The following is a 14,398-nucleotide window of genomic DNA, read 5'->3' on the forward strand; positions in this document are numbered from 1 at the left end:
GGCAGATGAAAATGATTCCTTTAGGAAGTACGGATATTACGCTTTCCCGCATGGGATTAGGCACATGGGCTATTGGCGGTGGTCCGGCATGGAATGGCGATCTCGATCTGCAGATTTGTATCGATACCATTGTTGAGGCGCATCGCTGCGGTATCAATCTGATTGATACCGCGCCAGGCTACAACTTTGGCAACAGTGAAGTGATTGTCGGTCAGGCGCTGAAAAAGCTGCCGCGCAGCGAGGTAGTGGTTGAAACCAAATGCGGCATCGTCTGGGAGCGAACAGGCAGCCTGTTTAACAAAGTGGGCGATCGCCAGCTGTATAAAAACCTCACGCCTGAGTCTATTCGCGAAGAGGTTGATGCCAGCCTGCAAAGATTGGGTATCGACAGTATTGATATCTATATGACCCACTGGCAGTCGGTCGAACCCTGTTTTACGCCGATTGCGGAAACCGTAGACACGCTGAACGCACTGAAAAAAGAGGGGAAAATCCGTTCGATTGGTGCGGCAAACGTCAATGCCGGGCATATCAGGGAGTATCTCAAACACGGTGAGCTGGATATTATCCAGGCCAAGTACAGCATTCTTGACCGGGCGCTGGAAGCTGAACTGCTGCCGCTATGTCAGCAGAATGGCATCATCGTGCAGGTATATTCACCGCTTGAGCAGGGGTTGTTGACCGGTACTATCGCCCGAGATTATGTTCCTGGCGGCGCGCGGGCTAACAAGGTCTGGTTTCAGCGGGAAAATATGTTGCGGGTGATTGATATGCTTGGGCAGTGGCAGCCGCTTTGTGAAAAATACCGCTGCACAATCCCCGCACTAGCTCTGGCGTGGATTTTAAAGCAAAGCGATTTGATCACCTTACTGAGTGGCGCAACCGCACCTGAACAGGTTCGCGAGAATGTCGAGGCGTTAACCATTCCCCTGACAGATGATGATTCATTATTGATGAGGCGAATGGCGGAAGCGTTGGATATAAATTAATTCAGATAGGATTGACCTCTGTTTCTGTGTAAAAGAGTATTAAAATCTGTGATTCAGACATGTTCTTTTGAAAATAAATATAGCCTGTGAGATACTAGGGTCTTATTATTACTTTGCAGGAAACAGAGGTATCATCGTGGCGGCAAAAGACAGGATTCAGGCCATTAAGCAAATGGTGGCTAACGATAAGAAAGTGGTGGTATCTAATTTAAGTTCAATCTTTCAGGTAACTGAGGAAACGATTCGCCGCGATCTTGAAAAACTGGAAGATGAAGGTTTTTTGACCCGAACATATGGCGGTGCAGTGCTCAATACCACCGCGTTGTCCGACAATATTCATTTTTATAAGCGTGCAAAATCTTTCTTCGAAGAAAAGCAGATCATTGCACGTAATGCATTACCGTTTATTAAAAATAAGACCACAATGGCTGCCGACTCCAGCAGTACCGCGATGGAATTATTAAAGCTGTTGAAGGAAAGAAACGATCTGACGTTGCTTACCAATTCGGCTGAAGCATTTCATGAGCTGGCGCAGTCAGAAATTAACGTGGTTTCTACTGGCGGTGAGCTGAATAAGAATACGCTGTCGCTGCAGGGAAGAATCACCAAGGAGATTATCAGCCGCTATCATGTTGATATCATGGTGATGAGCTGCAAAGGTTTGGATATGCAGAGTGGGGCGCTTGATTCTAATGAAGCGGAAGCGGAAATCAAAAAAACCATGATCCGCCAGGCGACTGAGGTGGCCTTGTTAGTTGATCACTCAAAGTTTGATCGTAAAGCTTTCGTTCAGCTCGTGGACTTTAGCCATATTAATTACCTAATAACCAATAAGGCACCGGGTGCAGAGTGGATTGCATTTTGCAAAGAGAATAATATTCAACTCGTTTATTAACTATAGCGAGGGTTGTGTCGATATTATTTTAGTTTGCACCAGGGAAATGCCATAAGAATCTAATGATGATGGATGGCGCGGCAAAATTGCTTCTGCCGCGATCGCCATACTTTCTATTTAGCTGAATTTGAGGCATCCAGATGGAACAATGTGACCCTATCGGCGCAAGATTAGATCGCTTACCTTTATCTCGATTTCATTTTCGTATTTTCGGTATTATTAGTTTTAGTTTGTTAATAACCGGTTTTCTCAGCTATTCCGGGAATGTGGTATTAGCAAAATTAGTCAACACTGGCTGGTCAAACAATTATCTAAATGCCGCGTTTACCTCAGCGCTGATGTTCGGCTACTTTATCGGTTCACTAGCTGGTGGCTTTATTGGTGATTATCTCGGTCGACGCAAAGCGTTCCGCATTAATTTGTTAATCGTCGGGGCCTCAGCCTGCGCTGCAACGTTTGTGCCCAACATGTACTGGCTTATCTTCTTCCGCTGTCTGATGGGAATTGGAATGGGGGCGCTAATTATGGTGGGCTATGCCTCATTTACAGAATTCATTCCACCCGCGGTACGTGGGAAATGGTCTGCCCGTCTGTCATTTGTCGGCAACTGGGCACCAATGCTATCTGCGGCAATTGGCGTCGTGATCATTGCACTTTTAAGCTGGCGGGTGATGTTTCTGCTCGGTGGCATGGCAATGCTGTTGGCCTGGTATCTGTCGGGAAAATATTATATTGAATCCCCACGTTGGCTGGCTGGTAAAGGGAAGAGAAGCGAAGCTGAAAAACATCTTATGCAGGTTGAATCGCAAATTGAGCTAGAAAAAAACATCACTTTACCATCCTGCCGGAACGAATGCCCGTCGGCGGATTTAAGCACGGCAAGTGGTTCATTTTGGCTATTGTTTAAGGGGCCAATGTTGCGCTGTACACTGGTGGCGATCACGGTGCTTATCGCAATGAATATTTCGCTCTACACCATTACGGTATGGATCCCGACTATATTTGTTAATTCGGGAATCGATGTAACGAAATCCATATTTATGACCGCGATAATTATGATTGGCGCGCCAGTTGGGATATTTATTGCCGCGTTAATTATCGATCGCTTTCCACGGCGATTGTTTGGCTCATTCTTGTTGATTATTATCGCATTGCTCGGGTATTTCTATTCACTTCAAACTGAAGAGTGGGCCATTCTGAGCTACGGGCTGGTGATGATTTTTTTTCTGTATATGTATGTCTGCTTTGCCTCTGCAGTTTATGTCCCAGAACTATGGCCCACGCACCTTAGATTGAGAGGATCTGGTTTTGTGAATGCGGTGGGAAGGATTGTCGCTGTGTTTACGCCCTATGGCGTCGCTATTTTGTTGACCCGCTATGGATCCATTACGGTCTTTATCGTGTTAGGAGTAATGTTGGTTCTATGCGCGCTGATTCTTTTTTGTTTTGGCATCGAAACACGCAAAGTATCGCTGGAAGAGATTTCAGCGCTGGCCTGAGATAACGCGCCGACAGGAGTGACCCTGTCGGCATCGCTTACGGTTGGGTTTCCAGCCAGTCATCCAACGTATACAGCGTTGCGCCCGCCGCCGACATTTCTATAAAGGCGTTTGCACTGTCCTGGGGTTGAATATTAACCCCACGGCAGCCGTCGGTAATAACGCTGACGGTGTAGCCTAGATCGAGCGCATCCAGTACGGTGAATTTAACGCAATAGTCGGTTGCCAGACCCATGATGATGAGCTCGGCAATGCGGCGCTCGAGTAGCCAAGCATTGAGCGCGGTAGCCTGACGACGACCGTTATCAAAAAACGCACTATAGCTGTCGACCAGCGGGTTCTCACCTTTAGTGAACATTTGAGTTATCGCACGCTGGTTCAGCAGCGGATGCAGGGCTGCACCTGCGCTGTTTTGTACGCAATGATCGGGCCAGAACGTCTGCGCCAGGCCATCGAGTTGTCCCTGGCTGTAGGGCTCGACCTGATGCTGGCTGGCAAAACTACCGTGATTAGCCGGGTGCCAGTCCAGACTGGCAACGACCATGTCGCCGCGTAAGGCACACCAGTCAATCAGACGGTTGGCAATATCGATTGTGCTGTCACCTTGTGGGACCGCGAGGGCACCACCGGCACAAAAGTCATTTTGTAAATCGACCAACAGTAAGGCTTGGGCCATGGGCATAGACTCCTTTAATCGTCAGGCGTGAGCTCACCACGCAGATTTTGCGTCATCGCTTCACGGATCGTCTGCGTATCCAGTCCCTGACTCAGCAAATAGTGCAGTTTGGTGAGTGTGGCTTCGACGGTCATATCCGCGCCGCCAATCACGCCAGCATGCGCCAGCGCATTGCCTGTCGCGTAGCCCCCCATGTTCACCTTGCCGGACATACACTGCGTAAGGTTCACCACCACAATGCCACGCGAACTCGCATCTTCAAGTTCTTTCAGGAACTCTTTATTCTGCGGCGCATTCCCCACGCCGTAGGAGCGCAAAATTAATGCTTTTACAGGTTGGCGCAGGAAGTTGCGTACTACATCAGCGGAGATCCCCGGATAAATGGTGACCACGCCAATCGGTTGCGGAGTGATAGGATGCACAATCAACTCACCTGTACCGTGAGGTGCGGGCGGAGTTCCCAGCCGACGAATGTGGATCCCGGCTTCCAGCAGTGGTGCAAGGTTGGGTGAGGCAAACGCGTCAAAACCATCAGCATGCGCTTTAGTGGTCCGATTGCCGCGAAACAATCGATTGTTGAAAAACAGGGTAACTTCATTGATCGGGTAATTTGCTGCAACGTACAGCGCATTCAGCAAATTGATTTGTCCGTCAGAACGTAGCTCTGCCAATGGGATTTGTGACCCTGTCACAATGACCGGCTTGCCAAGATTCTCCAGCATAAAAGAGAGCGCCGAAGCCGTAAACGCCATGGTGTCAGTGCCGTGCAGAATGACAAAACCATCGTAATCGTCGTAGTGCGCTTTAATGTCTTCCGCAATATGCTGCCAGTCTTCCGGCGTCATATCGGAGGAATCCATCAGCGGGGCGTATTCGTGGATGGTGAAGTCTGGCATCTCCGGACGGTGGAATTCTGGCATCAATGCTAGCTGGCGCTGCAGGTGACCGGAAACGGGAATATAACCCTGTTCTGAGCGTTGCATACCAATGGTACCGCCGGTATAGGCAACGTAAATTGATTTTTTCTGCATGACTTTTCTTCTGTCTCAAAGAAAACCCCTCTTCATCCCGAAGAGGGGTCAATAGTTAGCGAACGTTGGCGCAGGTCAGGCAAAACGCATAGCGGTTTTGCGGATCGTTGAATGCGGCCAGCTTATCGCTTTCGGCTTTTACTGCACTGGCCGCAGAGGCCAGCGGAGGCGGGAGCATAGCCTGAATGGCGTCAGGCAGCATGGCACGAACGGAGCCTGACATGCTGTCCATCACCATATCAACGAATGTTGGTTCGTCCTGATAATACTCAATGTGCCACTGTTTCAGTTTGCCAAGCTCAGCCGCTTTCGCGATGGCGTCGTCAAAATCACCGAGGCTATCTACCAGACCGTTGGCTTTCGCATCCTGGCCGGTCCAGACGTGGCCCTGCGCGATTTTGTCAATCTGCTCAGGTGTTGTCTTACGCGCATCTGCGACCAGTGTGATAAAGCGCTTATAGCCGTTCTCGATGCTCAGTTGCATCATTTGCTGCACTTCTGGTGGTAACGCTTTGGTGATGGAGATATCCGCCAGTGGGGATGTCGCCACGCCGTCGGTGTGTACGCCAATGGAATCCAGACTGTTTTCCACGGTGTTGATCACGCCAAAGATGCCGATTGAACCGGTCAGCGTGCTGGGGTTCGCCACAATGTAGCTTGCTGGGGTGGAGATCCAGTACCCACCGGATGCCGCCATGCCGCCCATGGACACCACAACCGGTTTACCCGCCGCTTTTGCCGCAGCCAGCTCAGCACGAATGACTTCGGAGGCACTGACGCTTCCGCCAGGGCTGTTCACGCGCAGAACAATTGCTTTCACTTTCGGATCAAGACGGGCTTCGCGGATCTGCGCGGCAGTCGTGTCACCGCCCACATTTCCAGGGGTTTCTTCACCGTCCATAATCGCGCCATTGGCGAAGATAACGCCAATGCTGTCTCCAGTATCCGCTGGCGTTTTCAATGAGTAATCGTAATAGCTGACAGCGCGATAATTTTTATCCGCTTTGCTCCAGCCAAACTGTTTGGTCAGCATTTTTTCGACTTCGGCGCTGGAGGCCAGTGCATCCACCAGTTTGTTGTCGAGCGCATATTTCGCAGTATCACCATCGACTTTTGTCAAACCGTCCAGCATGGCCTGTGCGCCCGGGAACACCTGCTGAGCAGGGATCTGGCGATTGGCAGCGACCGTGTCGAGATAGTTCTGCCACAGCTCGCCGATCCAGCGGCTGTCGGCTTCACGCGCGGCAGGAGACATATCATCACGGATAAACGGTTCTACGGCAGACTTATAAGTCCCGACACGGAACACGTGCGTGGAAACTTTCAGCTTGTCGAGCAGGGACTTGTAGTACAAACCGTTGGTGGCAAAGCCGTGCAGATCAACGGACCCCTGTGGAGAGAGATAAATTTTATTGGCGAAACTGGCGAGGTAATACTGCCCCTGGCTGAAGTTATCGCCTACGGCGTAGACCGGTTTGCCGCTGTCGCGGAATTCCCGCAGCGCTTTACCGATATATTGCATGGAAGGCTGGTCGGCCCCGGCAAAATTTTTCAGATCCATCACAATGCCGGTGATGTTGCGATCATCTTTTGCCTGGCGAATAGTATTCACGATATCGAACAGGGAGTTTTCCTGCAGGCGATCGGAACTGGCACCAAACAGCTGACGACCAATAACGCTTAAGCGACTGGTGCTCGACGGCTTATCGACAATCACCCCCGAGATATCCAGCAGCAGTGCGCCTCGCTCAGCGTGTTCACTGGTATTGCTGCTGCTGACCTGCATCCAGATACCCACGCCCACCAGCACCAAGAAGATGAAGAACAGGTTAAGCACAAATTCACGGACGAAATTAAGTAATCGCCACGTCCATTTAAAAAATCCGGCAATAAATCGCCACAGGGTTCGCATGTATTCTCCCTACCGATTAACAACACGCCATCCCGAAATCCCGGAGAAAGGCGATAAGATGAGGCTATCGTAATGACCAGACAGGCACTTGTCAGCAGGAATCACCGCCTGTGCTGTAACAAAATCCGCTCACGTGTTAATTTTGTGAACAAATCTCATTGTTGGAGTTAAGCAAATGGATGCACTCGAATTACTTATCACCCGTCGTAGCGCTTCTCGTCTTGTCGAGCCGGCCCCGGCCGGAGAGCAACTGCAAAACATTCTGCGGGCGGGAATGCGCGCACCGGACCACAAAACGCTGCAACCATGGCAATTCTATGTCATTGAGGGGGAAGGGCGTGAACGCTTTAGCACCGTACTTGAGAAAGGCGCGATTGCCGCAGGTAGCGATGAGAAAGCTCAGGAAAAAGCGCGCAACGCACCGTTTCGCGCGCCGCTGATTATTACCGTGGTGGCGAAATGTGAAGAAAACGACAAGGTTCCTCTGTGGGAACAAGAAATGTCTGCCGGTTGTGCGGTGATGGCTATGCAGATGGCCGCAATTGCCCAGGGCTTTGGCGGTATCTGGCGCAGTGGTGCATTAACCGAAAGTGCGGTCGTTCGTGAAGCATTCGACTGTCGCCCGCAAGATAAAATCGTCGGTTTCCTCTATCTGGGTACACCGCAGCTAAAAGCATCCACGACGATCAACCTTGCCGATCCGAGCGCATTCGTCCGTTATTTCTGATATCAACGGCAAAACTGTCTGGATTCTGAGCAAAGACACTCGAATTCAGACAGTCACTCTTACCACATCATGGAATGAGCGCTACCATATCCGGATTGCAATGACAGGAGATGTCCATGAGCGAGCAAGCTATTCGTTTAACGCAATACAGCCACGGAGCCGGTTGCGGTTGTAAAATTTCCCCAAAAGTGCTGGAAACCATCCTGCACAGCGAGCAGGCGAAGTTTGTTGATCCGAACTTACTGGTGGGTAATGAAACTCGCGACGACGCGGCCGTATACGATTTGGGAAACGGCACCAGCGTTATCAGCACCACCGATTTCTTTATGCCGATTGTCGATAATCCGTTTGATTTTGGCCGCATCGCCGCGACTAACGCCATCAGCGATATATTCGCTATGGGCGGCAAACCGATTATGGCAATTGCTATTCTGGGCTGGCCGCTGGATAAGCTGGCGCCGGAAATCGCCCGCGAAGTCACCGAAGGCGGACGTTTTGCCTGCCGTCAGGCGGGTATTGCGCTGGCGGGCGGCCACTCTATCGATGCCCCAGAGCCTATCTTTGGCCTTGCGGTAACCGGCGTTGTGCCGACCGAACGCGTGAAGAAAAACAGCACCGCAGAGGCAGGGTGTAAGTTATTCCTGACCAAGCCTCTGGGGATTGGCGTTCTGACGACAGCAGAGAAAAAATCACTACTGAAGGAAGAACACAAAGGACTGGCGACAGAAGTGATGTGTCGGATGAACATTGCCGGTGCGGCATTCGCCGATATCGACGGCGTGAAAGCCATGACCGACGTTACCGGTTTTGGTCTGCTGGGGCATCTGAGTGAAATGTGTCAGGGCGCAGGCGTTCAGGCGCAAATTATCTACCAGGATATTCCTAAGCTGCCTGGCGTTGAAGAATACATCGCGCAAGGTGCGGTACCCGGCGGTACCCAACGTAACTTTGCCAGCTACGGACACCTGATGGGTGAAATGCCGCAATCGGTACGCGATCTGTTGTGCGATCCGCAAACTTCCGGTGGCCTACTGCTGGCTGTAACGCCGGAAGCTGAAGCCGAAGTGAAAGCGGCAGCGGCGCAGTTCGGTATCGATCTCACCGCCATTGGTGAGTTAGTGGAAGCTCGTGGCGGTCGCGCCATGGTTGAGATTCGTTAACTCGATGCGGTTGTTTATTGCCGAAAAACCAAGTCTGGCGCGTGCTATCGCCGATGTGCTGCCAAAGCCGCATCGCAAAGGCGATGGTTTTATCGAATGCGGAAATGGACAAGTGGTGACCTGGTGTATTGGTCACCTGCTTGAACAGGCGCAGCCGGATGCCTACGACAGTCGTTATGCTCGCTGGAGTCTGGTCGATCTGCCGATTGTCCCGGAAAAGTGGCAACTGCAACCGCGCCCCTCGGTGACCAAACAGCTCAACGTCATTAAGCGCTTTTTGCATGAGGCCAGCGAAGTTATTCACGCCGGTGACCCCGATCGTGAAGGGCAACTGCTGGTGGATGAAGTGCTGGATTACCTGCAACTGGCGCCTGAAAAGCGCCAGAAGGTGCAGCGTTGCCTGATTAACGACCTCAACCCGCAGGCCGTTGAGCGGGCTATTGAGCGGCTGCGCGCCAACAGTGAGTTTATTCCGCTGTGCGTGTCGGCACTGGCGCGAGCGCGTGCGGACTGGTTGTACGGTATCAATATGACGCGCGCTTACACCATTCTCGGACGTAACGCGGGCTATCAGGGCGTACTTTCGGTCGGGCGCGTACAAACGCCGGTGCTCGGGCTGGTTGTGCGTCGTGATGAAGAGATTGAGAACTTCGTCGCCAAAGACTTCTTCGAAGTGAAAGCGCATATCGTAACGCCCGCCGATGAGCGGTTTACTGCTATCTGGCAGCCGAGCGAAGCGTGTGAGCCGTATCAGGATGAAGAAGGGCGCTTGCTGAATCGCACGCTGGCTGAACACGTGGTGAACCGAATTAACGGTCAACCGGCGATAGTCACCAGCTATAACGATAAACGGGAATCAGAATCCGCGCCGTTACCGTTCTCGCTGTCGGCGTTGCAGATTGAAGCGGCGAAGCGCTTCGGTTTAAGTGCGCAAAACGTTCTGGATATCTGCCAGAAGTTGTATGAAACCCATAAGTTGATTACCTATCCGCGTTCGGATAGCCGTTATCTGCCGGAAGAGCACTTTGCCGGACGTCATGCGGTACTGAACGCGATTAGCGTCCATGCACCGGATCTGCTCCCGCAACCGGCGGTCAATCCCGATACGCGAAATCGCTGTTGGGACGACAAAAAAGTGGATGCGCACCATGCCATCATTCCTACCGCGCGCAGTTCGTCCATCAATCTGAATGACAACGAAGCGAAAATTTACAACCTGATTGCCCGTCAGTATCTGATGCAATTTTGCGCAGATGCGGTATTCAGGAAGTGCGTTATTGAGCTGGATATTGCCAAAGGCAAGTTTGTCGCTAAAGCGCGTTTTCTGGCGGAAGCCGGATGGCGCACGCTGCTTGGCAATAAAGAGCGCGACGAAGATAATGACGGGACGCCGCTGCCGGTGGTGGCAAAAGATGACGAACTGCTGTGCGAAAAAGGTGAAGTGGTTGAACGTCAGACTCAACCACCACGTCACTTTACCGATGCCACGCTGCTGTCAGCGATGACCGGGATTGCGCGATTCGTGCAGGATAAAGATCTGAAAAAGATCCTGCGCGCAACGGATGGTTTAGGTACGGAAGCGACGCGCGCCGGTATTATCGAACTGCTGTTTAAGCGCGGGTTCCTGGTGAAAAAAGGGCGGTATATTCATTCGACCGACGCAGGAAAAGCGCTGTTCCACTCGTTGCCAGAAATGGCGACGCGCCCGGACATGACCGCGCACTGGGAATCTATACTGACCCAAATCAGCGAAAAGCAATGTCGCTATCAGGATTTCATGCAGCCGCTGGTGGGGACGCTGTATCAGCTTATCGATCAGGCGCGCAGCACACCGGTACGACGCTTTCGTGGAATTGCTGCACCTGGCGGTAGTGGTGGCGATAAGAAAAAGAGTGCGCCGCGTAAACGTTCGGCGAAAAAAAGCCCGCCATCTGAAGAGGCGGGTCTGTAAGTTTGTAGGCCTGATAAGCATAGCTTATCCGGCCTACGGGCCTGCAGAGACAATATTAAATCACACCCTGACCCAACATCGCGTCGGCAACCTTTACGAAGCCTGCGATGTTGGCGCCACGTACGTAGTTGGTCTGCTTGCTTTCGCCGCCGTATTCAACGCAGGCATGGTGAATATCCAGCATGATGTGGTGCAGGCGCGCATCCACTTTCTCCGCTTTCCAGCCCAGACGAGCGGCGTTTTGCGCCATTTCCAGACCGGATGTCGCTACACCACCGGCGTTAGCGGCTTTACCCGGTGCGAACAGTACACCTGCCTCGAGGAACAGATCGGTGGCCTCGATAGTGGTCGGCATGTTTGCCCCTTCGGCGACAGCTTTCACGCCGTTGGCGATCAATACGCGTGCTGCATCGACATCCAGCTCGTTCTGAGTGGCACACGGCAGGGCGATATCGACCGGAACCGACCACGGCTGTTTGCCTTCCAGATAGGTCAGGCCAAACTCACGGGCATAATCTGCTACGCGACCGTCGCGGCTGTCTTTGATTGCGCACAGCCGCGCCAGTTTTTCTTTGGTAAATCCGCTTTCGTCGACTACGGTACCGCTGGAATCGGAGGCGGTAACCACCCGCGCGCCAAACTCCATGGCTTTCTCAATGGCGAATTGCGCCACGTTACCGGAGCCAGAAACCGCTACGCGCATGCCTTCAAAGCCCAGACCATGGCGTTTGAGCATCGCTTCGGTGAAATACACCAGACCGTAGCCGGTGGCTTCCGGGCGGATCAGACTGCCGCCGAAAGAGAGACCTTTACCGGTAAAGACGCAGGCGCTGTTGTTGGAGAGTTTTTTCATCATCCCGGCCATAAAGCCGACTTCACGGCCACCCACACCGATATCGCCCGCCGGAACGTCGGTATCGGGACCTAAATGGCGGAACAGTTCGGTCATCAGCGCCTGGCAGAAACGCATGATTTCGCCTTCGCTTTTCCCTTTCGGATCGAAATCGCTCCCGCCTTTACCCCCGCCCATTGGCAGGGTGGTGAGGGCATTTTTAAACGTCTGTTCGAAGCCAAGGAATTTCAGGATCGACAGGTTCACGGAAGGGTGGAAACGCATACCGCCTTTGTATGGGCCAATGGCAGAGCTAAACTGCACGCGCCATGCGCGGTTGACCTGCACCTGATTGCGATCGTCCAGCCAGACTACGCGGAACTGGATCACGCGCTCCGGTTCAACCAGACGTTCCAGCAATGACATCTGGCGATAACGCGGGTTTTGCTCAAGGAAAGGCCACAGCGTGGTCATTACCTCACGAACGGCTTGCGCGAACTCGGTTTGATTCGGGTCGCGCTTTTGCACATGGTTAAGGAATGACTCCAGAGAACATGTCTGATCCATAGATATAAGAACCTCTTATGTATTGATATGGTTATATTTTTGATTTTTGTGTTAAGTGTTGTGCAGTTTTTGACTATACCATCAGCACTGTGACGCGACGCAAGAAAAAATTAACCCCGCTAAGTAAATTAATATTGCGTCGTGGGTCATAACCAAAAACGATGATCGAAGAGGCTAAAGTTTCTGCCGATTTATACCGTTATACTGAGCATAATTGTCAGTTAAAAAGGAAAGAATATGCGCCGTTTAATCGTGGCAGGCGTGTTGGCCCTGGTGTCCGGCGCGACGCTGGCAAATCAGCCTTATCGCCCGGATGTGCAGGTTAACGTACCGCCGGAAGTGTTCAGTTCCAGCGGTCAGCGGGCGCAGTCCTGTAGCCAGTGCTGTATTTATCAGGATCAAAACTATTCAGAAGGGGCAGTGATTAAAGCTGACGGCGTCTTGCTTCAGTGCCAACGCGATGAGAAAACGATCAGCACAAATCCGCTTGTCTGGCGTCGCGTAAAAGAATAAACGCTTCCAGTAGTGGGATATCGGCAGGCGCCAGCGGATAACGCAGCGCCTCTTCGGGTGAACACCAGACGATATCCTGATGTTCATACGCCTTCAGTTCCCCCTGATATGACGGTACATGCCAGGCATGTAAGTGAATCAGTCGGCCCGAAACCTCGCGTTGATGGCTGGCAATGTAGCGCCCCACGACTGCCTCAATGCCCAACTCTTCACGCAGTTCACGGAACAGCGCCTCGGGCTGACTTTCGCCCGATTCAACCTTACCGCCGGCAAACTCCCACATGCCTGACTGATCCGCATGTAGCGGACGCTGAGCCAGTAAAATTTTGCCATCACGTTCAATGATAGCGGCGACCACGTCGAGGGTTTTCATTATATTCATCAAGATCTAACAGCAGAAAATGACATACTATCGTTATCTTTGTTTTATCTAAAGTATTCAGGAGCCACCGTTGAACGAACCTCAGTCGTGGGTAAAGCCGTTAACGCGTATCCCTTCCAGTCTAAAACCGCTCGTTGCTACGCAGAAAAAACATTATGGCGATGTGCTGCATCCCACGCGCTGGTGGGGGCGGATGCCGTTTCTGTTCTGGCTGGTGGCGCTGTTTGTCGGGTTTCTGGAGCGTAAAAAGGCGCGCTTAACGCCGGTGATGCGCGCGCTGTTGATGACCCGCGTTTCTCAGGTGTGCCACTGCGCTTTCTGCGTTGATGCCAACAGTTTACGGCTGGCTGAACGCTGTGGCGCGCTGGATAAAGTCTTACAGGTTGCCAACTGGCAAGAATCGGCGCTATTTAGCGCAGAAGAGCAAGTAGCTCTGGCCTATGCCGATGCGGTGACCGCAACGCCTCCACAGGTTGATGATGCGCTGAAAGCGCAGATGAAGCAGCATTTTACCGATGATGCCATTACGGAAATGACCGCGCTGATTGCGTTTCAAAATCTCTCTGCGCGTTTTAATGCTGCTCTCGATATTCCTTCCCAGGGGCTGTGCGACAGCTTTAAAGGACGCCCGCATGCTTGATCGTCATATTCATCCGCGATTAAAACCGCTTTTGCATCGCTGCGTAAGCATTATTGATAAACCGGCGATTACCCCGGACGGGCTTACGCTGGTCGGTTTTGCCATTGGCGTGTTGGCCTTGCCATTTTTGGCGTTAGGCTGGTATCTGGCAGCGCTGGCGGTCATTGTGCTCAATCGGCTTTTTGATGGGCTGGATGGGGCTCTGGCGCGGCGCAGAGGGCTAACCGACGCAGGCGGATTTCTTGATATCACGCTCGATTTTCTGTTTTACGCCTTAGTGCCATTCGGTTTTATGCTCGCCGATCCGGCGGCTAACTCGCTGGCTGGCGGCTGGCTGCTGTTCGCCTTTATGGGAACCGGCAGCAGCTTTCTGGCCTTTGCCGCGCTGGCGGCGAAACATCAAATTGATAACCCGGGCTACGCGCATAAATCGTTTTATTATCTGGGGGGACTGACCGAAGGTACTGAGACGATTTTGCTATTTGTGTTGGGTTGTCTGTTCCCGGAATATTTTGCCGTGATGGCGTGGGTCTTTGGCGCGCTGTGCTGGATGACGACGTTTACCAGGATCTGGAGCGGATACCTGACACTGAAAGCGGTCCAGCGTCAGGCGTAGCGTATTGC

The 14,398-nt window shown here is 52.1% G+C and carries 14 protein-coding genes; 9 read left to right on the forward strand and 5 right to left on the reverse strand.

Annotated elements, in window-relative coordinates; translation table 11 throughout:
- The first annotated feature begins 5 nt into the window (after positions 1-5).
- The 3 genes from ydjG (at position 6) to SK34_RS16965 (ending at position 3,383) form a co-directional block, all read left to right on the forward strand.
- Positions 6-989 (forward strand): NADH-dependent methylglyoxal reductase, encoded by a 984-nt coding sequence (ydjG, locus tag SK34_RS16955; protein ID WP_003846646.1) that lies wholly within the window; start codon positions 6-8, stop codon positions 987-989.
- A 136-nt stretch (positions 990-1,125) separates the two neighbouring features.
- The gene (locus SK34_RS16960; protein ID WP_003030679.1) at positions 1,126-1,884 is read left to right on the forward strand and encodes a DeoR/GlpR family DNA-binding transcription regulator; all 759 of its coding nucleotides are present in this window, start codon (positions 1,126-1,128) and stop codon (positions 1,882-1,884) included.
- A 140-nt stretch (positions 1,885-2,024) separates the two neighbouring features.
- Positions 2,025-3,383: an MFS transporter gene (locus tag SK34_RS16965; RefSeq protein ID WP_032949100.1), complete on the forward strand. Its 1,359-nt coding sequence runs from the start codon at positions 2,025-2,027 to the stop codon at positions 3,381-3,383.
- 37 nt (positions 3,384-3,420) lie between these two features.
- On the opposite strand, the gene pncA is transcribed toward SK34_RS16965, so the two are convergent.
- From pncA to sppA, 3 genes are read right to left on the reverse strand one after another with little or no spacing between them, the layout of a single operon-like run.
- The gene (pncA, locus tag SK34_RS16970) at positions 3,421-4,059 is read right to left on the reverse strand and encodes a bifunctional nicotinamidase/pyrazinamidase (RefSeq protein WP_048233571.1); all 639 of its coding nucleotides are present in this window, start codon (positions 4,057-4,059) and stop codon (positions 3,421-3,423) included.
- A gap of 14 nt (positions 4,060-4,073) precedes the next feature.
- The gene (ansA, locus tag SK34_RS16975; RefSeq protein ID WP_003030673.1) at positions 4,074-5,090 is read right to left on the reverse strand and encodes an asparaginase; all 1,017 of its coding nucleotides are present in this window, start codon (positions 5,088-5,090) and stop codon (positions 4,074-4,076) included.
- A gap of 55 nt (positions 5,091-5,145) precedes the next feature.
- Positions 5,146-7,002: a signal peptide peptidase SppA gene (sppA, locus tag SK34_RS16980; RefSeq protein ID WP_048233574.1), complete on the reverse strand. Its 1,857-nt coding sequence runs from the start codon at positions 7,000-7,002 to the stop codon at positions 5,146-5,148.
- A 175-nt stretch (positions 7,003-7,177) separates the two neighbouring features.
- Here sppA and SK34_RS16985 point away from each other — a divergent pair, with 175 nt between their 5' ends.
- The 3 genes from SK34_RS16985 (at position 7,178) to topB (ending at position 10,840) form a co-directional block, all read left to right on the forward strand.
- Complete coding sequence (locus tag SK34_RS16985) at positions 7,178-7,729, forward strand: NAD(P)H nitroreductase (RefSeq protein ID WP_003030670.1); 552 nt, start codon at positions 7,178-7,180, stop codon at positions 7,727-7,729.
- A gap of 116 nt (positions 7,730-7,845) precedes the next feature.
- Entirely contained in the window at positions 7,846-8,889 is a 1,044-nt protein-coding gene (gene selD / locus SK34_RS16990) for a selenide, water dikinase SelD (RefSeq protein ID WP_003840882.1), read from the forward strand.
- Between the two features lie 4 nt (positions 8,890-8,893).
- On the forward strand, positions 8,894-10,840 hold the full coding sequence (topB, locus tag SK34_RS16995) for a DNA topoisomerase III (protein ID WP_044700023.1): 1,947 nt from the start codon (positions 8,894-8,896) through the stop codon (positions 10,838-10,840).
- 55 nt (positions 10,841-10,895) lie between these two features.
- Here topB and gdhA read toward each other — a convergent pair whose 3' ends face one another.
- Positions 10,896-12,239: an NADP-specific glutamate dehydrogenase gene (gene gdhA / locus SK34_RS17000; protein ID WP_003832501.1), complete on the reverse strand. Its 1,344-nt coding sequence runs from the start codon at positions 12,237-12,239 to the stop codon at positions 10,896-10,898.
- A 237-nt stretch (positions 12,240-12,476) separates the two neighbouring features.
- Here gdhA and SK34_RS17005 point away from each other — a divergent pair, with 237 nt between their 5' ends.
- The gene (locus tag SK34_RS17005; RefSeq protein WP_048233576.1) at positions 12,477-12,752 is read left to right on the forward strand and encodes a YnjH family protein; all 276 of its coding nucleotides are present in this window, start codon (positions 12,477-12,479) and stop codon (positions 12,750-12,752) included.
- Here SK34_RS17005 and SK34_RS17010 read toward each other — a convergent pair.
- Positions 12,712-13,125 (reverse strand): pyrimidine (deoxy)nucleoside triphosphate diphosphatase, encoded by a 414-nt coding sequence (locus SK34_RS17010; protein ID WP_003840884.1) that lies wholly within the window; start codon positions 13,123-13,125, stop codon positions 12,712-12,714. The genes SK34_RS17005 and SK34_RS17010 overlap by 41 nt on opposite strands.
- Before the next feature lie 79 nt (positions 13,126-13,204).
- On the opposite strand from SK34_RS17010, the gene SK34_RS17015 reads away from it, so the two are divergent.
- Positions 13,205-13,774, forward strand: a complete 570-nt coding sequence (locus SK34_RS17015) for a carboxymuconolactone decarboxylase family protein (protein WP_003030660.1) — start codon at positions 13,205-13,207, stop codon at positions 13,772-13,774.
- Positions 13,767-14,390, forward strand: coding sequence for a CDP-alcohol phosphatidyltransferase family protein (locus SK34_RS17020; protein WP_003846635.1), 624 nt, complete (start codon positions 13,767-13,769; stop codon positions 14,388-14,390). Before SK34_RS17015 ends, SK34_RS17020 begins: the two co-directional genes overlap by 8 nt.
- Positions 14,391-14,398: the final 8 nt, after the last annotated feature.

The organism is Citrobacter sp. MGH104 (genome assembly GCF_001034485.1).
Classification (GTDB): domain Bacteria; phylum Pseudomonadota; class Gammaproteobacteria; order Enterobacterales; family Enterobacteriaceae; genus Citrobacter; species Citrobacter freundii.